Here is a 21919-nt window from a genome sequence, read left to right as displayed (position 1 = left end):
CTCAGCTCACCCCCAGGTGGTCCGCGATGCGCCGGCACTTCTCCATGGCGTCCTTCCAGGCTTGGTCCGGGTTCTTGCCCAGGCTGTTCACCTTGGTCAGCTCGTCGATGATGGGCTGCTGCAGGGCTACGTCGTAGGGGCTGTTGTAGGCGATCGGGATCTTCTCGGAAGCGGGGCCGAAGACGTCGATGGTGATCTGTCCGCCGAAGAAGGGGTCCGGGTCGCGCATCTCCTTCTGCCGGAAGGAGGCCGGGGTGGAAGGGAAGAGGGAGGCGTCGACAAAGCCGCGGGTCTGGTTCTCCGGGTTCAGCAGCCAGGTGATGATCTCGAACGCCCGCTCGGGCTCCCGGCAGGCCTTGGTGATCGCCAGGAACGAGCCGCCGTTGTTGGCGCCGCCGCCCGGTACCAGCGCGACTCGCCATTTGCCCTTGTTCTTCGGCACGGCCAGCTTCAGGTCGCCGGCGGCCCACGAGGCGTTCAGCTGGCCCGGCACCTTGCCCGACTCGGTCGCCGCGTTGAAGTCCGGTGTGCCGCTGACGAGGTTGGAGACGATGCCGCGCCGACGCGCCTCGACCGCCAGGGCCCAGGCGTCGGTCACATGCTTCTGGTCGCCGATGAAGTTCCGGTCCTCGTCGACAAACCTCTTGGTGCTCTGGTTGACCACGGTCTGGAAGACCGAGAGCGGGTCGCTGAGCAGGTAGGTGCCCGGGATCCGCTTCTTCAACTGCTCACCGGCGTCGAAGAAGTGCTCCCAGGTGTTCAGCTGCCGTCCGACCTCGGCGGGGTCGGACGGCAGACCGGCCCGGTCGAAGACGTCGGCGCGGTAGTACTGGACGACCGGGCCGGTGTCGATCGGGAAGCCGATCATCCGCCCGTCGGGGGCTATGCCCTGGTCCCACTTCCACGGCAGGTACTGGTCCTTGAGCCGGTCCGCGCCGAGCGTACGCAGGTCGACGAACTGGTCGGCGTTGGGCATGTAGGACGCCATGTCCTCGCCCTTGAGGCCGGTGATGTCCGGCACATGGGCGCGACCCGCCATCGTTGTCAGGAGTTTGGAACGGAAGTAGCCACCGATCTGGACCGGCTTCAGATCCACGTCCGTGTAGCGCGATCGGGCCTGGGCCACGGTCTTGTCGCTGAGCCCGCCGGTCCAGTACCAGAGCGTCATCGTGCGGCCGGTGGAGCCGCTGGGTACCGAGCAGCTCGCCGTGGCGCCGCCCAGCGCGGCGGCGGCCGACGTGGCCAGCCCCGCTCGAAGCAGGCCTCTTCGCGAGAGATGCACTGCCTCCACCGCCTTTCGGGTGTTTTTTATGAGTTTCAATTACTTGACGAGGTTATGAGGGGTGACAGCCGCGTGACGCACAGGAGGACCGGGGTCGGCCGGGATCCGGTCGGCCAGGAACCCGTAGGTGCGGCGCAGTTCGGAATCCTTGACTCCGATCGTCCGCCACCACTGGTCGATGCCGTACCAACCGGGCGCGGCCGGCGCCCCGCCGTGCCGTCGCACGGACAGGCCCGCCGCGAGCGCGGCGAAGCGCAGCCTGTCGGTCAGTGGCCATCCCGCCAGGGTGGCTGTGACGAAGCTCGCACCGAAGACGTCACCGGCGCCGGTGGCGTCCAGCACCTCCACGTCCAGCGCGTCGACCTGGGCGTGCTCGCCGGTGGTCCCATCCACCGCGAGGGCGCCGTCCCGGCCACGGGTGATCACGGCGACCGGCACCAGAGCGGCCAGCCGGTCCAGCGCGGCGGTGGGAGTGCCTGTGCGGGTGTAGCTCATGGCCTCGCCCTCGTTGGGCATGAACGCGTGGCACAGCGACAGCTGGTCCAGCACGTCGGTGGACCATCGCTGGGTCGCGTCCCATCCGACGTCGGCGAAGATCCTCGTACCGGCGGCCGCGGCTTTCGCGATCCAGTCCTGCGGCTCGGCGCCTATGTGCACGACCGCCGCCCTGGCATCCGGTGCCCCGGCCATCAGCGCGTCCTGCGAATAGGGAGGTTCCTGACCGTGGGTGATCAGGGCCCGGTCGTGGCCCTGTGCGAGTGAGACGGTCACCGGGGTGTTCCAACCGGGGGCCGTACGGGACAGGGTGAGGTCGACGCCCTCCTGTTCGGCCAGGATCTCGCGGCAGTAGTCCCCGTAGAAGTCGTCGCCGAACACAGTCGCCAGTGACGTGGACAGCCCGTAGCGGGCGGCAGCCACCGCGAGGTTGGCGATGCCGCCGGGCCCGCAGCCCATGCCCCTGGTCCAGAGCTCTTCGCCGGGGGTGGGCGGCTTGCCCAGGCCGGTGAGGACCAGGTCGTAGAAGAGCAACCCGGTGAGCAGGACGTCGGGCCGGGCGTCGGTCACCGGTTCCGAATGTGGGGGCGGCTCCCTCACGAGCAGATCCTCTCGTTCATATTCCTGCAAGGTCGTGCACAGGATCGTGCGCTCTGTGCGCCGAGTTGGCAATAGTTGAGCGAACATGAGCGTAGAGATGATTGAGATTGCCTAGTACTGTTCACTACGTGCTGGCTGAGAGACGACACCAACTGATCCTGCGTGCCCTGCGATCCGGCGGCCCGGCGGCCGTCGGCGACCTCTCCGAGCAGCTGAAGGTCAGCGCCGCCACCGTGCGGCGCGATCTGGTCAGACTGGAGGAGGAGGGCCTCCTCACCCGCGTCCACGGCGGCGCGGTCATCGAGGAGGGCGACCAACCCTTCGCCGAAGTGGCCGAGATGCGGGTGTCCGAGAAGGACGAGATAGCCGCCCGAGCGGCCGCCATGATCGAAGACGGCCAATCGGTGCTGCTGGACATCGGCACGACCGCATTCCGCCTCGCCCGGCAGCTGCACGGCCGCAGACTGACGGTGATCACCAGCAATCTCGTGGTCTACGAGGAACTGGCCGATGACCACGAGATAGAGCTGGTGCTCCTCGGGGGCATGGTCAGACGCGAGTACCGCTCACTGGTGGGATTCCTCACTGAGGACAATCTCCGACAACTGCACGCGGACTGGGTCTTTCTGGGCACCAGTGGAGTGCGCCCCGGAGGCCAGGTCATGGACACCACCGTGGTCGAGGTACCGGTGAAGCGAGCGATGATCGTGGCCGGCGACAAGGTGGTGCTCCTCGCGGACGCGGGCAAGTTCCCGGGCACCGGCACAGCCAGGGTCTGCGGCCCGGAGGAACTCGACGTGGTAGTGACCAACGCCTCTTCCGACCCGGCCACCTGCGCCGCGCTCGACGAGGCCGGTGTGGAGGTGGTTCGGGTATGAGGCTCACGATTCTCGGCGGCGGAGGCTTTCGGGTGCCCCTGGTGTACGGGGCGCTGCTCGGCGACCGCGCGGAGGGGCGTGTCACCCACGTCACGCTCCACGACCTGGACGCCGGCCGGCTCGCGGCCGTCGCCCGGGTCCTGGCGGAGCAGGCCGCGGCCACCCCGGGCGGCGACGCGCTGCCCAAGGGCGGGGGCGCCCCGACCGTCAGCGTCACCACCGACCTCGACGAAGCGCTCACCGGCGCCGACTTCGTCTTCTCCGCCATCCGGGTCGGCGGACTCAAAGGCCGCGCGGCCGACGAGCGGGTGGCCCTCGCCGAGGGCGTTCTCGGTCAGGAGACGGTGGGCGCCGGCGGTATCGCGTATGGGCTTCGTACGGTGCCGGTGGCTACCGATATCGCGCGACGCGTCGCGCGTCTCGCCCCCGACGCCTGGGTGATCAACTTCACCAACCCGGCCGGCTTGGTCACGGAGGCCATGTCCCGCCATCTCGGCGACCGGGTGATCGGCATCTGCGACTCCCCGGTCGGCCTCGGCCGCCGCATCGCCCGTGTGCTGGGTGCCGACCCGGACGAGGCGTGGATCGACTACGTCGGTCTCAACCACCTCGGCTGGGTGCGGGGGCTGCGGGTCGCCGGCCGCGACGAACTCCCCCGGCTGCTCGCCGACCCCGGCCTGCTCGGCTCGTTCGAGGAGGGACGCCTATTCGGCCCCGACTGGTTGCGCACCCTGGGCGCGATCCCGAACGAGTACCTGCACTACTACTACTTCAACCGGGAAACGGTCCGCGCCTACCAGGAGGCGAAGCAGACCCGTGGCGCGTTCCTCCACGACCAGCAGGCTCGCTTCTACGAAGAGATGAAGCGCGCCGGGACTCCGGCCCTGCAGACCTGGGACCGCACCCGCGCCGAGCGCGAGGCCACGTACATGGCCGAGAATCGCGAGGCGGCCGGCGCCGGCGAACGGGACGCCTGTGACCTGGAGTCCGGCGGCTACGAGAAGGTCGCCCTCGCTCTGATGCGGGCCATCGCCAGGAACGAGCGCACCACGCTCATCCTCAACGTCCGCAATCGCGCCGCGCTGTCCGCCCTGGACGGTGACGCCGTCATCGAAGTGCCCTGCCTCGTCGACGCCACCGGTGCTCACCCCGTCGCCGTCGCCCCGCTGCCGGACCACGCCACCGGGCTGGTGTGCGGTGTCAAGGCCGTCGAACGCGAGGTCCTGGCCGCCGCCGAGAGCGGCTCACGCGCGACCGCCGTCAAGGCTTTCGCCCTGCACCCCCTCGTCGACTCCGTGTCCGTCGCCGGGCGCCTCGTCGACGGCTACACCCGCGAGCACCCCGGTCTCGCCTACCTCAACCGTAAGTAGGAAGTCTTCATGCACGACGAACGCCGTCGCATCGAGGAGCGCGTCGAGCGCATCCTCCACCAGCGCATACAGCCGGCCGTCTACACCGCTTCGGTGCCCTTGGAGGTCGAGGCGTGGGAGGTGCCGGACGAGCCGGTGCCCTTCGACGAGGCCCGGACCGCCACCTACCGGCCGTTCGCGATGGGCACCCCGTGGGGCCCACCGTGGGGCACCACCTGGTTCGCCGTCCGCGGTGAGGTTCCCGCCGACTGGTCGGGGCGCCGCGTCGAAGCCGTCTTCGACCTCGGCTTCGTCGGCGACTGGCCCGGCAACCAGGCCGAAGCACTCGTCCACACCCCGGACGGCAGCCCGGTCAAGGCCGTCAACCCGCAGAACCAGTACGTACCGGTGGCCCATCCGGCCGCGGGCGGCGAGCGGGTCGAGTTCCTCGTCGAGGCCGCCTCCAACCCGGACATCCTCGCGAACGACTTCCGCGAGCCCACGCCACTGGGCGACAAGGCCACCGCCGGGCACAAGCCGCTCTACACCTTCGCGCGCGCCGACCTGGCGGTGCTGGACGAGAACGTCTGGCACCTCTCCCTCGACCTCCAGGTGCTGCGCGAACTGATGGTGGAGCTCGGCGAGCAGGACCCGCGTCGCTACGAGATCATGTACGCCCTGGACCGGGCCCTCGACGAGCTCGACCTGGATGACATACCCGGCACCGCCGCCGCCGTGCGGCAGGCGCTGAAGGGCGTCCTGGAGCGCCCCGCGCACGCCAGCGCCCACACCATGTCGGCGGTCGGCCACGCCCATATCGACAGTGCCTGGCTCTGGCCCATTCGCGAGACCAAGCGCAAGACCTCCCGCACCTTTTCCAACGTGACCGCGCTGGCCAAGGAGTACGAGGAGTTCGTCTTCGCCTGCTCGCAGGCACAGCAGTACGCGTGGGTGCGGGACAACTACCCCAAGGTCTGGGAACGCATCCATGAGACCGTGCGGAACGCCCAGTGGGCACCGGTCGGCGGCATGTGGGTGGAGGCCGACGGCAACCTGCCCGGCGGCGAGGCCCTGGCCCGCCAGCTCGTACACGGCAAGCGGTTCTTCATGGACGAGTTCGGGATCGAGACCAAGGGTGTGTGGCTGCCCGACTCCTTCGGTTACACCGCGGCCTACCCGCAGTTGGCCAAACTCGCCGGCAACGAGTGGTTCCTGACCCAGAAGCTCTCCTGGAACCAGACCAACAAACTGCCTCACCACACCTTCTGGTGGGAGGGCATCGACGGCACCCGGATCTTCACCCACTTCCCCCCGGTGGACACCTACAACGCCGAATTCTCCGGACAGGAGATGGCACACGCGGTGCGCAACTACCAGGACAAGGGGCGCGGTACGCGTTCGCTGGCGCCGTTCGGCCACGGCGACGGTGGCGGCGGCCCCACCCGGGAGATGATGGAGCGCGCACGCCGACTGGCGAATCTGGAAGGCTCCGCGAAGGTCGTCATCGAGCACCCGGACGACTTCTTCGCCGCCGCCCGAGCCGAGTACCCGGACGCGCCGGTGTGGTCGGGCGAGCTGTACCTGGAGCTGCACCGCGCCACCTACACCTCCCAGGCACGCACCAAGCAGGGCAACCGCCGCAGCGAGCACCTGCTGCGCGAGGCGGAGCTGTGGGCCACCGCCGCGGCGCTGCACACCGGTTTCGAGTACCCGTACGAGCACTTGGACCGACTGTGGAAGACGGTGCTGCTGCACCAGTTCCACGACATCCTGCCGGGCAGCTCCATCGCCTGGGTGCACCGCGAGGCCGAGGCCGAGTACGCCCGGGTCGCCGGGGAGCTGGCGGAGATCACTTCGACCGCGCTCACCGCGCTCGGTACGGGAACCCCCCACGTTTTCAACACCGCCCCGCGCCGCCGCGCCGAGGTCGTGACCGTTCCCGCCGGCACGGCAAAGGGCCAGCGGCTGACCGACGGCACGATCGCCATCTACACCGAGGTCCCCGCCTCGGGCAGCGCCCCGCTTGCCGGTGCGGCGCCCCCGCGGCCCGTCACCGCCGGGGGTCGGGTTCTCGACAACGGCCTGGTCCGCGTCGAGTTGGCGGCGGACGGCACCCTCTCCTCGGTACGCGACCTGGTCGCCGACCGCGAGGTCCTCGCCCCCGGCGCCGCCGGCAACCTGCTCCGTCTCCACAGTGATCTGCCCAACAACTGGGACGCCTGGGACATCGACAAACACTACAAGCAGCGCTTCACAGATCTTCTCGACGCCGAGTCGGTCACCGTCACCGAGACAGGCCCGCTGGTGGGCGCCCTGCGCGTCGAGCGCCGCTTCGGCAAGGGTTCACGCATCGTCCAGCAGGTCACCGTGCGGGCCGGCAGCCGTCGCATCGACGTCGAGACCGAGATCGACTGGCACGAGTCGGAGAAGATCCTCAAGGCCGTCTTCCCCATCGACATCCACGCCGAACGGTCGTCCGCCGAGATCCAGTTCGGTCACGTACACCGCCCCACCCACACCAACACCAGCTGGGAAGCAGCCCGCTTCGAGGTCCCCGGCCACCGCTGGGTGCACGTCGCCGAGCCCGGTTACGGCGTCGCGGTCATCAACGATTCCACCTACGGGCACGACGTCGGCCGCACCACTCGTGAGGACGGCGGCACCACCACCACGGTCCGGCTGAGTCTGGTCCGCGCTCCGCGGATCCCGGACCCCGAGGCCGACCAGGGCACGCACCGTTTCACCTACGCGCTGCTGCCCGGCGCGAGCGTCGAGGACGCGATCGCGGAGGGTTACGCGCTCAATCTGCCCCTGCGCGTCGCCGACACCGCGACCGCCCCCGATCCCCTGGTCACCACCGACGGGGCGGCCGCCACCGTCGAGGCGATCAAGCTGGCAGACGACCGTTCCGGCGATGTGATCGTCCGCCTCTACGAGTCACTCGGCGGACGTACCCGCACCACGCTGCGTACCGGCTTCCCCCACACCGGCGCGGCAGTTGTCGACCTGCTGGAACGCCAGCTCGCCGGCGCTTCGCCGATCGCGGTCTCCGAGGACGGCGGCGTCACCGTGGACCTGCGTCCCTTCCAGGTGGTCACGCTGCGGCTGAAGAGGAACTGATCCATGGCCATGCAGCCGTGGTTCCCCGACGCCAAACTGGGGATCTTCATCCACTGGGGCATCCACGCCGTCGACAGCGTGCCGTAGTCCTGGGCGTTCTTCGACGGCGACGTCCCGCACGGCCAGTACATGTCGCAGCTCGACGGCTTCACGGCCGCCGCGTACAACCCTCACGAGTGGGCCCGGCTCTTCGCCCGAGCAGGCGCCCGCTACGCGGTGCTGACTACGCCACCCCCGAGCAGGGCGTGCCCGTGGTGGCCCCGGAAGGCCCCTGGGAGTTGTGCCTGACCTTCAATGACTCCTGGGGCTACCAGCACCATGATCACAACTACAAGTCGACGGGCCAGCTGATCCGCTACTTCACCGAGACCATCGCCGCCGACGGCAATCTTCTGCTCTCGGTGGGGCCGAAGGAGGACGGCTCCGTCCCGGTCGAGCAGGTCGAACGCCTCGAAGGGCTCGGCGACTGGATCGCCAGGCACGCCGAAGCGGTGTACGGCACCGTCGCGGGACTGCCCGCCGGTCACCACTACGGTCCGAGCACCCTCTCCGCCGACCGCCGCACCCTGTACCTCACGGTCTTCGACATCCCGCGCGGCCCCATCGGTGTGCGCGGACTGCGCACCCCGGCACGCCGGGTGAGGGTCCTAGGCACCGGTGCCGAACTCGGTCACCAGGTCCCCGGCGTGCTGTGGATCGATCCGCCGGGAACGATGGGTCTCGACGAGCACGCGACGGTCCTCGCCGTGGAACTCGACGCCCCTCTCGACGTCTACCACGGGCACGGCCGCTCGTAGAGGTGGCGCTGCCACAACGCGGGTCGAGGCGGAGTAGAGCGAGAGCGCCCTCCTTCCGCGACGCCAGGTCGGGACCCATCCACATCTTCCGGCTACTCCGGGTCCCGGCCGGCGAACCAGCGCACGACACGGGCCCCGATCGGATGCTCTACGCCCGCCGCGGGTACTCGGTCCCGCCGGACGACGAACCCTGGTCGTCATCCTCGTCCCTCTCTCCCTCCGCCTGCGAGGGAGTGGTCCGGTAGGGCTCCCTGAGATCTTCCTCCTCGCGAGCGCCTTCCGCCTGCGAAGGTGTGGTCCAGCTCATCACGTCACCTTCCTTCCGGCGCTTTCATGGACCGCGGTCACGTGCGCGACCCCGACCCGGCCCTTCATCTCCAGGGTCTCTCGAAAAGCTCGGGTAAACCATTGCCACCGCTTCGCCCGGCCGCCCTCCGAGCTGCGAGCCCGCCGGCCGTACGAGTCCCAGGCTTCGAGGTCTCTTATCCCGATCGCTACTCCGATCGGGTGATACAGCGATCGGGGTCGACTTCTACGGTGGGACGGAGAACGTGCCGAATGGGACACGGTTCACAGCGAGTGTCCACGTCCCCCGGCGTGCCGTCTCGGGTTCGGTTACGAGGCATGTCCACGACTGGAGGCAGCCCGTCAGCCCGTCAGCCCACAGCGTCGCGTGAGGCCTTCACTGATACTGAACTTGAATGTGTGATGTCGGCTTGGTTGTGGTCAGCTGCCTATGGTCGGGCCGGTGCCCATGAGGCAGTCGTCGATGAGGTGCGGCGCCGGTACTGGGTCTTCTTGAGGCTGCGCTTCACGGCGGCGGCGAGCTGGTCGAGGTTCGCGGCGGCGAGATTGCCGATCATCCGTTTCACCAGAGACCAGATGCCCTCCTGCGGGTTGAGGTCAGGTGCGTAGGACGGAAAGTGGAAAACGGTCAGCCAGTCCTCGTTCGCGGCGATAAAGTCCTTTATCTGCGGCATGAGATGGGTACGCAGGTTGTCCCAGACCAGGACGATGGGGCCTTTGAGCTGGTTGTGTGCCCGCACGATGAGGTCGCGGTAGTCCTGCCAGGTGAAACCCCTGGGTTCGCTCTTTCGGCCCCGGTGGAAGCGGAAGCTGTAGATCAGCCTCGACCGGTCTCCGCGACGGAAGCAGGTCATACCCGCCATCGAAACCCGTCCGGAGCCCCGGCCCCGGACGCGGACGACCGGTGTCCGGCCGATACGGCCCCAGGACCTTGCGCGTGGCGGCCTCAGCGACTGGCCGGCCTCGTCCCCGAAGACGATCCAGGCTCCGAGGGCTGCCGCCGTGCTTCTACCTGCGGCCACACCTCCTTTGTCCACAACTCGACGGCCCCGTCGTCACGTTCGATCGCCCGCCGGGCCGGCTGCTGCCACGACCAGCCATGGCGTTTGAGCAGCCGCCATGTCCCCTGAACCGTGCAGCTGACGTGGAACAACCGTCCGATCAGCGTCTTCACCCGGGCCGGCGTCCACCGCTGCTCGGCCCAGCCATGGGCGAGCGGGCCACGCTCCAACTCCCGTTCCAGCCCGGCCATCTGCACACTCGACAACCTCGGACGCCCGGACGAGCCCATTGACCGGACACCCTCCTGGCCCCGCTCACGCCACTGACGGCGCCGGCGCTCCACCGACCGCTCGCTCACCCGCAGCGCGGCCGCGATCTCCCCGTTCTTCGCGCCGCTCTCGAAGCGACCGACCGCCTCCAGCCGGATCCGCTCCCTCGCAGCCCTCTTGGCGTCGGTCAAACCGCCACCCTGCGCGTATCTCACACCCCACAGCCACCGACCCGACTCAGACGCTGTCAGGCGAACGGCCCGACATCACCCAATCAAGTTCAGTAGCTGAATCTGCAGCCCACCTGACGCCTCATCAGAACGAGCGTCAAGATACCTCTGACAGCGTCATTTCAGCGTCAAGATATCGCCCGTAACACACATCATGCGCACCCACTAAAGCCGCAGGTCAGACATCCTCGCGGATGGGCTCAAGGATCGCCACGCACTCCACGTGCGACGTCATCGGGAACAGGTCAAAGTTTCCGTTCGCTTGCTGCCGACCACCGCCGACTCGGCAGGAAATACCGGAAGCTATTCACGATTCGCTTCCCGCGTGATCGGTTTGGGCGGCACATCTTCCCCGCCATCCGACTAAGCAGGCCGCCGGCACGGCTGTCAGCGCGAACCCGTCCAGCATCGCTCCAACGACCGTACGGCACCCAGCATGATCACCATCCCCATGAAAGGATCTGATTACTCACCAGTAAGGTCAGCGAAGGGTCGGCAAGTGTTTGATTAGACCTGGTCACAGGTGCCAACACCCGCAACCGCAGCCTCCGCCAAGAGAGCGCCCAGCAGCGGGCACAACCGTGCCCCCTCACCAGCCTGGCGAGGGGGCACGGCGAAGGACACTCGGCGGGCTACGACAGGATCAATCAGGCCAGGTCAACGCACCCGGCCGCGTGGTTTCAGGGCCACCGGCGGGAGTTCCGGAGCAGGCAGGCGGGCGCCGGCGTAGCCCGTTACGTCTCCGAAGCGGGTGCTCGCCGTCCAGTCCTTGCGGGCCGCCTCGATCTCCTCGTGCGAGCGGCCGATGAAGTTCCACCACATCACGATCTCCTCCTCGAACGGCTCGCCGCCCAGCAGCATCAGGCCCGCCTCGGAGTCCGTGTGGAGCGGGAGTTCCGTGCGGCCGCAGCCGAGGTAGAGCATCGAGCCCGCCGGGACCGGGACGCCGTCGACCTTCGCCTCGCCCGACATCGCCAGGACCGCGTACTCGAAGTCGGGGTCGAGGGGCAGGCGTGCGTCGGTGCCCGGGGTGAGGGTGAGGTCGGCGCCGACCAGGGGGGTGTACGTCGTGCCCGGGGAGGTGGTCCCGTCCAGGGTGCCCAGGATGACGGTGGCAGTCAGGCCCGGGGCCGTGACCACGGGGAGGTCCGCGTGGTGCTGGAAGTGCGGGTCCACGTTCCGGTGGGCGTCCGGGAGCGCGACCCAGAGTTGAGCGCCGTGCAGGAGCCGGGCGTGGGTGCGGGGGCTCTCCTCGGAGTGGCTGATCGCGCGGCCTGAGGTCATGAGGCCCAGCTCTCGGGGGCGTACCGTCTGGAGGCTGCCCAGGCTGTCCCGGTGCAGGACCTCGCCGTCGTGGAGCCAGCTGACCGTCTGCAGTCCCATGTGCGGGTGCGGTGGCACCTGCATGCCGGGCTCGTCGGCGATGTCGTCGGGACCGTAGTGATCGACGAAGGCCCAGGCGCCGACCATACGGCGCCCGAGGTTCGGCAGCAGCCGGCGTACTTCCGTGGACTCGCCGAGCTTGACGTGACGGGGGCTGAGGAGTTCGCGCACCGGCTCGGCGACGACGAAGCCACGGCCGCCGCAGACGGAGAGCGTCGCCTGACGATCAAGATTGCTCATGGCGTCCAACCTAATCCCGTCCGGTACCCCGGGGCAGCATCCACGCGATAACGGTCGCACAGGTAGTGGAATGTTCAACCACCTCATCGTGTTGTGGGGTGGTGTAAGCGATCAGCCGGGCACCAAGGGAGGGCAAGTGAACAGCACCTACTACGACTTCGGAACCGCCGCCGAGCGCTGGGCGCGTGCTCAGCAGTTCTTCGACGCCCGGGAGTACGTCACGGCCGCCGGCATCCTCGAAGGGCTCGTCGCCGAGGTCCCGGAGCAGGTCTCGACCCGGCTGCTCCTCGCCCGTGCCTACTACCACTCCGCCCGGCTCCAGAAGGCCGAGACGGAACTGCGCGCCGTGCTGGAGCGGGACCCCGTCGAGCAGTACGCGCGCCTCATGCTGGGCCGCACGCTGGAGCGGCAGGGGCGGGACGGCGACGCCGGACCGCATCTGCGGATGGCCGCCGCGCTGGCGGGCGAGTTCGCACAGACGCGCACGGACCAGCAGGCGGACCCCCTGGGCCGTGTCTGACACATGGCGCCGTCCGCCCGCGGGGCGGGGCGCGTGCCCGCCGCGGAGCGGCTGATGACTCGTCGGTGCGTGCGATCGCAAGGCGGAGGATCATTCTCGTACTGGACGTACGTGGATGAGTCCGACAACGCGGCGAGCGTGCGTGCCGGACGCCGCGCGCCAGGCGGGATTTGTCAGACACGGCCTAGTGACCCGAGTCGGAGATTCTTCGGTAGTTCTCGCCAGCGAGCTGGTGGGGCTCGGCTGCCACTGACCTGGGTCGCAGTCCACTGGACCCGACTCGACGAGACGCCTCGAACTACCAGGGAATCTTTGATTCAGGTCACTAGCGCAGGGCTTCCAGCCGTCGCCGCGCCGGGCCGAGCGCCCTGCCCCTGGCCGGAATGTCCGACCAGGGGCGGGTGCGCGCCTGGTCCAGCACGTTCGTCACCGTCCAGCGCCGCGCCGTGACCGCCGGATCCTTCAGTTGGTCCCAGCTGATCGGAGTCGCGACCGGAGCGCCGTTCTCCGGGCGTACGGAGTAGGGCGCGACGGCCGTCTGCGCGTACGCGTTGCGCTGGACGTCCAGATAGAGCCGGCCCGCGCGGGCGTCCGTGCGCTGCTCCGTCGTCAGCCGGTCCGGGTCACGGGCCGCCAGTACGCGCGCCACATCCATGGCGAAGGCCCGTACGTCGTCGAAGGCCGTACGCCGGTCCAGCCTGACGGTCACGTGCAGCCCCTTCGAACCCGTCGTCATCGCCGTCGCCGGCAGGCTCAGCTCGTCGAGCAGTTCGCGGAGCAGCAGGGCGGCCGCGCGTACGGGCTCGAAGTCGTCCTCCGCCGGGTCCAGGTCGAAGACCAGCCGGTCCGGGAAGTCGGGGCGGTCCGCCGGTGAGAGCCAGCGGTGGAAGGTGATCGTCGCCTGGTCGGCGAGGAACACGAGCGTCGCGGCGTCGTCGCACACGGGGTGCGTGACCGTCCCGCCCTTCTTCGCCATCTCGGCCTGCCGCGCCCAGTCCGGATAGCTGCCAGGGATATTCTTCTGCATGAAGCGCGGACCGCCGAGACCGTCCGGATACCGCTCCAACATCAGTGGTCTGCCCTTGAGTTCGGGCAGCATGTAGCGGGCGACCGAGCGGTAGTGCTCGACGAGGTCCGCCTTCGTGAGGTCGGTCCCCCGGCCGGGGCCCGAGTCGGCGGCCGGGAAGAGGACCTTCTGCGGCCGGTGGATCCGTACGGTCCGGCGGCCCGTCCGTACGCTCCCCTCCCCCGCGCCAACGGAGTCTGTACTCATCGCGCTCACGCCTCCTCGACCGCGCCCGGTCCCGGTCCCGGTCCCGCCGGTCCTAGTGGGTACGGGGCCGGCGCGTGCGGCCCGGTCCCGATGCCTGCCTGCCGCGCGGCGCGGGCACCCTGCGTCGTTCGTTGCGGCGCAGCCGACGGCGTTCCTCCTCGTCCGTACCGCCCCAAACCCCGGACGTACGGCCCGTGTTGAGCGCCCATTCGAGGCACCGGCTCTCCACCGGGCAGCCGTGGCACACCGCCTTGGCCCGCTCGATCTGCTCGGCGGCGGGCTCGGAATCCCCCACCGGGAAGAACAGTTCGGGATCGGCGCCCGCGCAGGCCGCGTCCCGCAGCCATTCCCACGCCTCGGCACCGGAGCCCGTCCGGTTCTCGTCCGTCGTTCCTGTCTGATCGATGTGCAGCCGCGCAGTCATTCAGTCCTCTCCCCGCACCACATTCCAGTCCTGATCCACCGTCTCCTGGCGTCCTTGGCCGTCTCTCGCCTCGTGTTCACGCGTGGTGACGCGCGCCGGCAGGCAGGTGCGCAACCGCCCCTCGCGCTTGGGCGACGGGCCGAGCGTGCCCATGGGGCCCCTCGGGCTCCGGTCGGTTTCCATGTCCTTCTCCTTGTCTCCGTATGCCAGAGCGCGTACCCGCCGTTCCCCGCCCAACACGGAGGACGCGTCGGTATCCGTGAGGTACCGGTCGCGATGCGCGGGTGGCGAGTCAGGGCTGAACCGCGTCAGGCCGAGGCCAGGGACGGCACGAACGCCGGCACCAGGGTCACGGCCGGAGCCGGCTCCTTCGCCGCGGCGCCGGTCCCGCCCACCGGGACGCCGGGCAGGCGCAGAATGTTCTGCGGTGCCTCGACGCTCCTGGTGAACCAGACGACTTTGCCCTCCTCCGTGCCACAGGTGCCCCAGCTGTCGCTGAGTGAGGCGAGACGGGCCAGTCCGCCGCCACCGGCCGACGGCAGTCGGGGCAGCTCAGGACCGTTGTCGGAGACGGCGGCCGTGAGATACCGGCCGGTCCAGCGGAGTTCGACCATGCACTTGCTGTCCTCACCGACATGGCGGTGGACGTTGGTCAGCAGTTCGTCGATTCCCGAGCAGACCGGGTCGACGTGCTGGTCGAGATTCCAGTGTCGAAGGTGCGCGGCGACAATGCGCCGGATTTGCGATACGCGCTCCGGAGAGGCGTGCAATTCCACCACGTAGTAACGGCTCAGTGGAATCGTCATGGTCGAAGGCTCCTCACACAGAGGCCCACGTACTTCACCTCGTTGTTGCAACGACCCCCGAATACGAAGCGTGAGCGTTTGCCACTTCTGGGTCACTGAAAAGACTGACCCGACGGAGCCGAATGCGCAACTTGTCGGATTCCCCGCCGATTGCCGTAGTCGCCCTCGGGCCGTCGTGTTTGACAGCGGCCGGAGAGAAGACGTGCAGGTCGGAGCGGGTACGTGGCCGGTCTGGCCGCCCGGGGGAGGCAGTGGGGGCGACCGGCCGAAATCGCGTACACCCGGAAGCCATGTTTACCCCCGGCCCCGGGGTCCTCAGACACGGCGCGTGTCCAGCCGCAGCTGGGCCTCCTGTTCCTGGTCACCCGCGGCCGTACCCAGCACCTCCACCGCGAACGCCCCGCTGAGCCCCTCCTGGAGCCTGGCGACCGCCCAGTAGCCGCCCTGGATGTCCGCGGTCACCGGCCTGGTCAGCCGGGTCGGGTCGGCCTTCTCCCGTACCTCCGACACGTCGAAGGTCGAACTCCACACCGTCGGGCGGGCGCCCGCCACCTCCTCCGGTCGGTCGTCGGGCGCGCGGTCGGAGGCGAAGACCGTCCGCAGCGCCCCGAACACGGCGTGCGCGTCCTCCGCCTCGCAGCCGCTGAGTTCCACCGTCACCTCTGTGTCGGCGCCGTGCGCCCCCATGGGCTTCTGTGAGCTCTTCACCGTGGGTACCTCCGCTCGGAAGTGCGCGCCGGGCCGGTCAGCCCGACGGCTCGTCGGGGACGGGCTGCTCGTGCACCCCGCCCGTACTGGGGCTGCCGCGCCTGCCGGCGCCGGCCTCGTCCGTGTCGGGGAGCTCCGGGTCGGGCTCCTCCGGGGTGGCGGGCTCGTCCCCCAGGTCGGGGTCGCGCTCCCGGTCGGCGTCGGGGTCGGGATCGGGATCGCCGGACGACCCCAGACCCTCGACCTCCACGTCCAGCGGATCCTCTCCGGGCCGGGCGTGCTGGTCGGGCAAGTCCCTCGGGACAGCCGCTCCGTTGCCCTCGGAGTCGGACTCGCCCGGATGTCGGTCGTTCACCGTGATTCCCTTCGTCGCCGGGTCTACGCGCGGTCGTCCCGCGGTCGCCGCCGCCAATGTGTGCCGAGTCCTCGCCGCTTCCCCACTCGCGGCGTGCGAAACCGGGCGGACGGGACCCGGGCGGACGGAAACCCGGGCGGACGGCCGCCCGTCAGCGGCCCGTCAGGGTGAAGAGACCGCCGTCGGGGTCACGCAGCGTCACCCGCTCCCCCTCCTCGTACGCGGTGACCCCCGCCGCCACCACGACGCCGCCCATCTCCTCGGCGGTCTCGGTCGCGGTTCTGACCGCCTTCACGCCGTCCACCGGGAACGACACGTTCCAGCGTGGGCGCATGTGCGGGTCCATCGCCGCCTCGATGCCACCGCTGCTTATTCGCGCCACGACGTGTCCGGAACCCTGTCCCGTACGGAGCACGACATGATCCTTCTCGTAGCTGACGTCGATACCGCCCGGTCCGTCGTCGGCCCAGTGCAGCACCTCGCCGTAGAAGATGGCCGAAGCGATGGCGTCGTACGTGCGCAGCTCCAGCCGGAAGGCCGGTTCGCCGAGCTTGACCGTGGCGTCGGGCAGCGGGTCGCCCTCCCAGAAGCCGAAGACGGCGCCGTCCCGGTCGGCGGCGAGTGCCGCCCGCCCCATTTCGAAGGCCAGGGGGCCCACGGCGACCGTGGCACTGCGCTCCCGGATACGCGCTGCCGTCGCGTCCACGTCGCCCACCACGAAGTACGGCGTCCACGCCACGGCCACCTGGAGGGTGGGGGCCAGCGCGCCGATACTCGCGATCGGTACGCCGTCGGTCTCGGCCACGACGAAATGGCCGCCGAGCTCGGTCGGGCGGAAGGTCCAGCCGAGTACGGCACCGTAGAAGTTCTGCGTGTCGGCGAGGTCGCGGGCCAGCAGGCTCGCCCAGCACGGCGCCCCGAACACGGGATGCCTCATGGCCGCTCACCTCACTCCGGTCGTGCCGGTGGATGCCCCGGTGCTCCCCTCCACTCCCTGACGACTGTGCCAGCAGAACACGCGGCCCGCATGTCGCCCGCGACACCGATTCGGCCGAGGCGGGCGGGGTACACGCCGCGCAGCGGCCGGTACTCCCGGTTGATCCGAATACACGGTGGGCCGACTTGAACCAGAGAAATACCGATCCGAAGCAGTACGACCCCAGGCAGTACCCCAGGCAGTACGACCCGGAGCAGCACGACGGAGAGAATGCCGACGCGCGAGAGTCCGACGCAAAGACCCGCGTCACCATCCTCGTGGCCCTCGCCGCGAACATCGTCATCGCCGCCGCCAAGGCCGTCGGCGGTCTCCTCTCCGGATCACCCGCCCTCCTCTCGGAGGCCGCGCACTCCGTGGCCGACAGCATCAACGAGCTCTTCCTGCTCACCGCGCTGCACCGCAGTCGCCGCCCCGCCGACCGCCGCCACCCCTTCGGGTACGGCAAGGAGCGCTACTTCTGGTCCCTGCTCGCGGCCGTCGGGATCTTCGTCATGGGCGGCTGTTTCTCCTTCTACCAGGGCTACCACGCCCTGGTGGACGACAAGGGCGAGACGCCGAGCGGCTACACGGTCGGCCTGATCGTCCTCGCCGTCGCCCTCGTCGCCGAGGGCAGCTCCCTGCTCCGCGCCCTCCATCAGCTGCACGGGCAGAAGGGCAGCGGCGAGGACCCCGCCGTACGGACGGTCGTCGCCGAGGACTCGACCGCCGTGCTCGGTGTGCTGCTCGCCATGGCGGGCATGGTGCTGCATCTGATCACCGGCGAGGTGGCCTGGGAGGCGGGCGCCTCCTTCGGGATCGGTCTGCTGCTGGTGTACGTGGCGTACCGGCTCGGCGCGGAGGCGCGCGTCCGGCTCGTCGGCGAGTCCGTCGAGCCCGAACTGCGCGGCCGGATCGCCGCACTCCTCGACGCCCAGCCAGAGATCGACAACGTGGCCCAGTTGCTGACGATGCGGCTCGGCCTGGACTCGGCGCTCATCGCGGCCCGGATCGATCTGGTTCCGGGGCTCGACAGCGAGGAGATCGAGCTGATCTGCGTACGCATCAAGCGCTCGGTCGTCAGGACGTGGCCCGAGGCCGACCATGTCTTCCTCGACATCACGGAGGCCCCGTCGGAGGCCCCGTCGGACGGCTCTTCAGCCACCTCTTCGGACGCCCCGTCGGACGCCCCTTCCCAGGTCCCGTCGAATGTCGCGCCCGAGACGGGGCAGGACGCCGCCCCGACTCTCCGTCGTACGTAAGTCCTCCGGAACAAGGGCAGGGGGACCGGCGACGACACCCTGTGGGTGGTGGCAGACTGGCCGCCGATCCTTCGAACGGAGCCCCCAGGTGCCCATGATCCGTCGCCTCCGCCGGGCGGTGCGGCGCGTCTACCGCAGCACTGTCGACCTCAGCCACCCGGCCCGGTCGCCGCTCGGCAGCGCCGTTGTGAACTGTGTGGTCTACGTGGACGGCATACGGCAGCCGGGCGACTGCCCGGCCGAAGAAGCCGTACGACGGGTCCGGAGGTCCGGCAGGGGCTTCGTCTGGATCGGTCTGCACGAGCCGGACGAAGCCGAGTTCAAGGGGCTCGCCGAGCTGTTCGGGCTCCACCCGCTGGCGGTGGACGACGCGGTGCACGCGCATCAGCGGCCGAAGGTGGTGCAGTACGACGACACCCTGTTCGCGGTCTTCAAGACCTGCCGCTATGTCGAGCACGAGCTACTCACCTCCACCAGCGAGGTGGTGGACACGGGCGAGTTGATGGTCTTCACGGGGCCCGACTTCGTGATCACGATCAGGCACGGCAGGCACGGATCGCTCGGCCCGCTGAGGGAGCGGCTGGAGGCGGCGCCCGAGCGGCTGGCGATGGGGACGTCGTCCGTGCTGCACGCGATCGCGGACCAGGTGGTGGACGACTGTCTCGTCGTCGCCGACGCCGTCCAGGACGACATAGACCATGTGGAGACCGCCGTCTTCAACGAATCGGCGGGCCGGGCGGGCCGGGGCGAGGCCGGGCGCATCTACCAGCTCAAGCGGGAACTGCTGGAGCTGAAGCGGGCGGTGGCACCGCTGGACCGGCCGCTCGGCATGCTGGCGAACCGGACGATGCCGGGTGTCACTCCCGCCGTACGGCCGTACTTCCGCGACGTCACCGACCATCTCGCCCGGCTCACCGAGCAGATAGCCGCCTTCGACAATCTGCTGGACTCGATCCTTCAGGCCCATCTCGCGCAGGTGACCGTCGCGCAGAACGAGGACATGCGCAAGATCACCGCGTGGGCCGCGATCATCGCCGTGCCGACCATGGTGTGCGGCATCTACGGGATGAACTTCGAGCACATGCCGGGCCTGGGGTCGACGTACGGCTATCCGGCCGTCGTCGCTCTCATGGCCACGGCGTGCTACGTCCTCCACCGCAGCTTCCGCCGCAACGGCTGGCTGTAACGGCCGGCTGTCACACCCTCCGCGTCCCCAGCCGTAACACCTGCCGGTGGCGGTGGCCGTCGCGCACCTATGTATTCGAAAATATGTGCGACTTTGATTGGGTACGGTGTACGCTAGCCGCTCGCCGAGAATCACGAGGAGCAGTCCGTGAACATCCCAGCCGCCGACAGTCACCACGTGATCCAGGTCCGCGGGGCCCGCGAGAACAACCTGAGGGAGGTCTCGGTCGACATCCCCAAGCGCCGCCTCACGGTCTTCACCGGCGTCTCGGGATCCGGCAAGTCCTCCCTCGTCTTCGGCACCATCGCCGCCGAGTCCCAGCGCCTGATCAACGAGACGTACACGGCGTTCATCCAGTCGTTCATGCCGAGCATGGGCAGACCCGACGTCGACTCACTGCACAATCTGAGTGCCGCGATCGTCGTCGACCAGGAGCGGATGGGCGCCAACTCCCGTTCCACGGTGGGCACGGCGACCGACGCGTACACCATGCTGCGGATCATCTTCAGCCGGCTCGGCACCCCGCACATCGGCACGTCGACCGCCTTCAGCTTCAACGCCGCCGAGGGCATGTGCGCCGAGTGCGAGGGGATCGGTCAGGTGTCGAAGATAGACATCGACCAACTCGTGAACCGCGAACTCTCCCTGAACGAGGGCGCGATCACCGTCCCCGGTTTCCAGGTGGACGCCTGGTACTGGCAGGTCATGGTCGCCTCGGGCTTCTACGACCCGGACAAGAAGCTCAAGGACTTCACGCCCGAGGAGTGGGAGCTCTTCCTCCACAAGACCTCGACGAAGGTCAGGATCGGCTCGAACAACATCACGTACGAAGGGCTCGTCACCAAGGTCAACCGCACGATCCTGGTCAAGGACCGGGACTCGATGCAGGCCTCCGCCAGGGCGTTCGTGGACCGGGCCGTCGTCTTCGCCGAGTGCCCGTCCTGCGGCGGCAGCCGGCTGAGTACCGCCGCGCTGTCCTCGAAGGTCAACGGCGTGAACATCGCGGAGTGTTCGGCGATGCAGATCAGCGATCTGGCCGAGTACGTCCGGAAGATCGACGACGCGGGCGTGGCACCGCTGCTCGGCAATCTGCGGGACCTGCTGGAGTCGCTGGTCGAGATCGGGCTCGGCTATCTGAGCCTGGACCGGGTCTCGTCCTCCCTCTCCGGGGGTGAGGCGCAGCGCGTGAAGATGGTGCGGCATCTGGGCTCCAGCCTCACTGACGCCACGTACATCTTCGACGAGCCCACGATCGGACTGCACCCGCACGACATCCGGCGGATGAACGACCTGCTGCTACGGCTGCGGGACAAGGGCAACACGGTGCTGGTCGTCGAGCACAAGCCCGAGGTCATCGCGATGGCCGATCATGTGGTGGATCTCGGCCCCGGCGCCGGTACGGCGGGCGGGCGGATCTGCTACACCGGCGACGTGGCGGGGCTGCGCGCTTCGGACACGCTGACCGGCCGGCACCTCGAACACCGGGCGCGGCTGCGGGAGTCGGTGCGCGAGCCGAGCGGACAGCTGTCCATCGAGGGCGCCGATCTGCACAACCTGAAGAACGTGAGCGTCGACATCCCGACCGGTGTGCTGAGCGTGATCACCGGGGTCGCGGGATCGGGGAAGTCCTCGCTGATCCACGGCTATCTCTCCAACAGGGACGGCGTGGTGGTGGCCGACCAGTCTCCGATCCGGGGGTCCCGGCGGAGCAACCCGGCGACCTACACAGGGCTGTTGAGCCCGATTCGGACGGCGTTCGCCAAGGCCAACGGTGTCAAGGCCGCGCTGTTCAGCGCGAATTCGGAGGGCGCCTGCCCCAACTGCAATGGCCTCGGGCTCGTCTACACCGACCTCGCGATGATGGCGGGCGTCGCCTCGGTCTGCGAGGAGTGCGAGGGCAAGCGGTTCACTCCCGAGGTGCTCACGTACCGGCTGAACGGCAAGAACATCAGCGAGGTGCTCTCCATGTCGGTCGCGGAGGCGCACGACTACTTCGCCTCCGGGCAGGCGCACGCGATTCTCGGCCGGCTCACGGATGTGGGGCTGAGCTATCTGCGGCTCGGCCAGCCGCTGAACACCCTGTCCGGCGGCGAGCGGCAGCGGCTGAAGCTGGCGATCCAGATGGCGGAGAAGTCGTCCGTCTACATCCTGGACGAGCCGACGACCGGGCTGCACATGGCGGACGTGGACAAGCTGCTCGCGCTGCTCGACCGGCTGGTGGACGCGGGCAACACGGTGATCGTTATCGAGCATCACCAGGCGGTGATGGCCCACGCGGACTGGCTGGTCGACCTGGGGCCGGGCGGCGGGCACGACGGCGGACAGATCGTCTTCACGGGTACGCCGGCCGATCTGGTGGCGCACGCGGACACGCTCACGGCGCGACACCTGCGCGAGTACGTCGGTACGCAGCCGTAGCCGGCGTACGCGGGGTCCGGAACCGTGCTGGTGGAGCCCGGCG

At 69.1% G+C, this 21919-nt stretch carries 20 protein-coding genes and 1 pseudogene; 8 read left to right on the top strand and 13 right to left on the bottom strand.

Annotation, left to right across the window (positions count from 1 at the left end):
- Nucleotide 1 precedes the first annotated feature (1 nt).
- Complete coding sequence (locus tag ACIBBB_RS04225; protein WP_398978843.1) at nt 2-1282, bottom strand: extracellular solute-binding protein; 1281 nt, start codon at nt 1280-1282, stop codon at nt 2-4.
- A 39-nt stretch (nt 1283-1321) separates the two neighbouring features.
- On the bottom strand, nt 1322-2347 hold the full coding sequence (locus ACIBBB_RS04220; protein ID WP_398978459.1) for a carbohydrate kinase family protein: 1026 nt from the start codon (nt 2345-2347) through the stop codon (nt 1322-1324).
- Between the two features lie 158 nt (nt 2348-2505).
- On the opposite strand from ACIBBB_RS04220, the gene ACIBBB_RS04215 reads away from it, so the two are divergent.
- From ACIBBB_RS04215 to ACIBBB_RS04200, 4 genes and pseudogenes are all read left to right on the top strand, one after another.
- Nucleotides 2506-3255, top strand: coding sequence for a DeoR/GlpR family DNA-binding transcription regulator (locus tag ACIBBB_RS04215; RefSeq protein WP_398978457.1), 750 nt, complete (start codon nt 2506-2508; stop codon nt 3253-3255).
- Complete coding sequence (locus ACIBBB_RS04210; RefSeq protein ID WP_398978455.1) at nt 3252-4625, top strand: 6-phospho-beta-glucosidase; 1374 nt, start codon at nt 3252-3254, stop codon at nt 4623-4625. The genes ACIBBB_RS04215 and ACIBBB_RS04210 overlap by 4 nt, the downstream gene beginning before the upstream one ends.
- A gap of 9 nt (nt 4626-4634) precedes the next feature.
- Nucleotides 4635-7724 carry an alpha-mannosidase gene (locus tag ACIBBB_RS04205; RefSeq protein ID WP_398978453.1) on the top strand — a complete coding sequence of 1030 codons (3090 nt, stop codon included), beginning with the start codon at nt 4635-4637 and terminating at the stop codon, nt 7722-7724.
- 3 nt (nt 7725-7727) lie between these two features.
- A pseudogene (locus ACIBBB_RS04200) lies at nt 7728-8521 on the top strand (alpha-L-fucosidase).
- A gap of 148 nt (nt 8522-8669) precedes the next feature.
- Here ACIBBB_RS04200 and ACIBBB_RS04195 read toward each other — a convergent pair.
- The 4 genes from ACIBBB_RS04195 to ACIBBB_RS04180 form a co-directional block, all read right to left on the bottom strand.
- The gene (locus ACIBBB_RS04195) at nt 8670-8828 is read right to left on the bottom strand and encodes a hypothetical protein (protein ID WP_398978451.1); all 159 of its coding nucleotides are present in this window, start codon (nt 8826-8828) and stop codon (nt 8670-8672) included.
- 427 nt (nt 8829-9255) lie between these two features.
- Complete coding sequence (locus ACIBBB_RS04190; RefSeq protein ID WP_398978449.1) at nt 9256-9849, bottom strand: transposase; 594 nt, start codon at nt 9847-9849, stop codon at nt 9256-9258.
- Nucleotides 9774-10313, bottom strand: a complete 540-nt coding sequence (locus ACIBBB_RS04185; protein WP_398978447.1) for a winged helix-turn-helix domain-containing protein — start codon at nt 10311-10313, stop codon at nt 9774-9776. Before ACIBBB_RS04185 ends, ACIBBB_RS04190 begins: the two co-directional genes overlap by 76 nt.
- Nucleotides 10314-10985: 672 nt before the next feature.
- A complete protein-coding gene (locus ACIBBB_RS04180; RefSeq protein ID WP_398978445.1) occupies nt 10986-11951 on the bottom strand; it encodes a pirin family protein in 966 nt (321 codons plus the stop codon).
- A gap of 136 nt (nt 11952-12087) precedes the next feature.
- Between ACIBBB_RS04180 and ACIBBB_RS04175 the strand changes: the two genes are divergently transcribed.
- Nucleotides 12088-12471, top strand: coding sequence for a tetratricopeptide repeat protein (locus ACIBBB_RS04175; protein WP_398978444.1), 384 nt, complete (start codon nt 12088-12090; stop codon nt 12469-12471).
- A gap of 325 nt (nt 12472-12796) precedes the next feature.
- On the opposite strand, the gene ligD is transcribed toward ACIBBB_RS04175, so the two are convergent.
- The 7 genes from ligD to ACIBBB_RS04140 all read right to left on the bottom strand — a co-directional run bounded on the left by ligD (nt 12797) and on the right by ACIBBB_RS04140 (nt 16974).
- On the bottom strand, nt 12797-13744 hold the full coding sequence (ligD, locus tag ACIBBB_RS04170) for a non-homologous end-joining DNA ligase (protein WP_398978442.1): 948 nt from the start codon (nt 13742-13744) through the stop codon (nt 12797-12799).
- A gap of 52 nt (nt 13745-13796) precedes the next feature.
- The gene (locus ACIBBB_RS04165; RefSeq protein ID WP_398978841.1) at nt 13797-14150 is read right to left on the bottom strand and encodes a WhiB family transcriptional regulator; all 354 of its coding nucleotides are present in this window, start codon (nt 14148-14150) and stop codon (nt 13797-13799) included.
- An 18-nt stretch (nt 14151-14168) separates the two neighbouring features.
- The gene (locus tag ACIBBB_RS04160) at nt 14169-14351 is read right to left on the bottom strand and encodes a hypothetical protein (RefSeq protein ID WP_398978440.1); all 183 of its coding nucleotides are present in this window, start codon (nt 14349-14351) and stop codon (nt 14169-14171) included.
- A gap of 125 nt (nt 14352-14476) precedes the next feature.
- The gene (locus ACIBBB_RS04155) at nt 14477-14974 is read right to left on the bottom strand and encodes an ATP-binding protein (protein ID WP_398978438.1); all 498 of its coding nucleotides are present in this window, start codon (nt 14972-14974) and stop codon (nt 14477-14479) included.
- A gap of 315 nt (nt 14975-15289) precedes the next feature.
- Nucleotides 15290-15682, bottom strand: a complete 393-nt coding sequence (locus tag ACIBBB_RS04150; RefSeq protein ID WP_398978436.1) for a hypothetical protein — start codon at nt 15680-15682, stop codon at nt 15290-15292.
- A 37-nt stretch (nt 15683-15719) separates the two neighbouring features.
- Nucleotides 15720-16037, bottom strand: coding sequence for a hypothetical protein (locus ACIBBB_RS04145; protein WP_398978434.1), 318 nt, complete (start codon nt 16035-16037; stop codon nt 15720-15722).
- Nucleotides 16038-16188: 151 nt separating this feature from the next.
- A complete protein-coding gene (locus ACIBBB_RS04140) occupies nt 16189-16974 on the bottom strand; it encodes a VOC family protein (protein WP_398978432.1) in 786 nt (261 codons plus the stop codon).
- Nucleotides 16975-17285: 311 nt separating this feature from the next.
- On the opposite strand from ACIBBB_RS04140, the gene ACIBBB_RS04135 reads away from it, so the two are divergent.
- The 3 genes from ACIBBB_RS04135 to ACIBBB_RS04125 all read left to right on the top strand — a co-directional run bounded on the left by ACIBBB_RS04135 (nt 17286) and on the right by ACIBBB_RS04125 (nt 21876).
- Entirely contained in the window at nt 17286-18272 is a 987-nt protein-coding gene (locus tag ACIBBB_RS04135) for a cation diffusion facilitator family transporter (RefSeq protein WP_398978839.1), read from the top strand.
- 94 nt (nt 18273-18366) lie between these two features.
- Nucleotides 18367-19458, top strand: coding sequence for a magnesium and cobalt transport protein CorA (locus ACIBBB_RS04130; RefSeq protein WP_398978430.1), 1092 nt, complete (start codon nt 18367-18369; stop codon nt 19456-19458).
- A gap of 147 nt (nt 19459-19605) precedes the next feature.
- Nucleotides 19606-21876 (top strand): ATP-binding cassette domain-containing protein, encoded by a 2271-nt coding sequence (locus ACIBBB_RS04125; RefSeq protein WP_398978428.1) that lies wholly within the window; start codon nt 19606-19608, stop codon nt 21874-21876.
- The last annotated feature ends 43 nt before the right edge of the window (nt 21877-21919 follow it).

The sequence above is a fragment of the Streptomyces sp. NPDC051217 genome (assembly GCF_044455465.1).
Classification (GTDB): Bacteria; Actinomycetota; Actinomycetes; order Streptomycetales; family Streptomycetaceae; genus Streptomyces.
The sequence above is the reverse complement of the archived record's forward strand: the minus strand, read 5'-3'. Positions and strand labels throughout refer to the sequence as shown.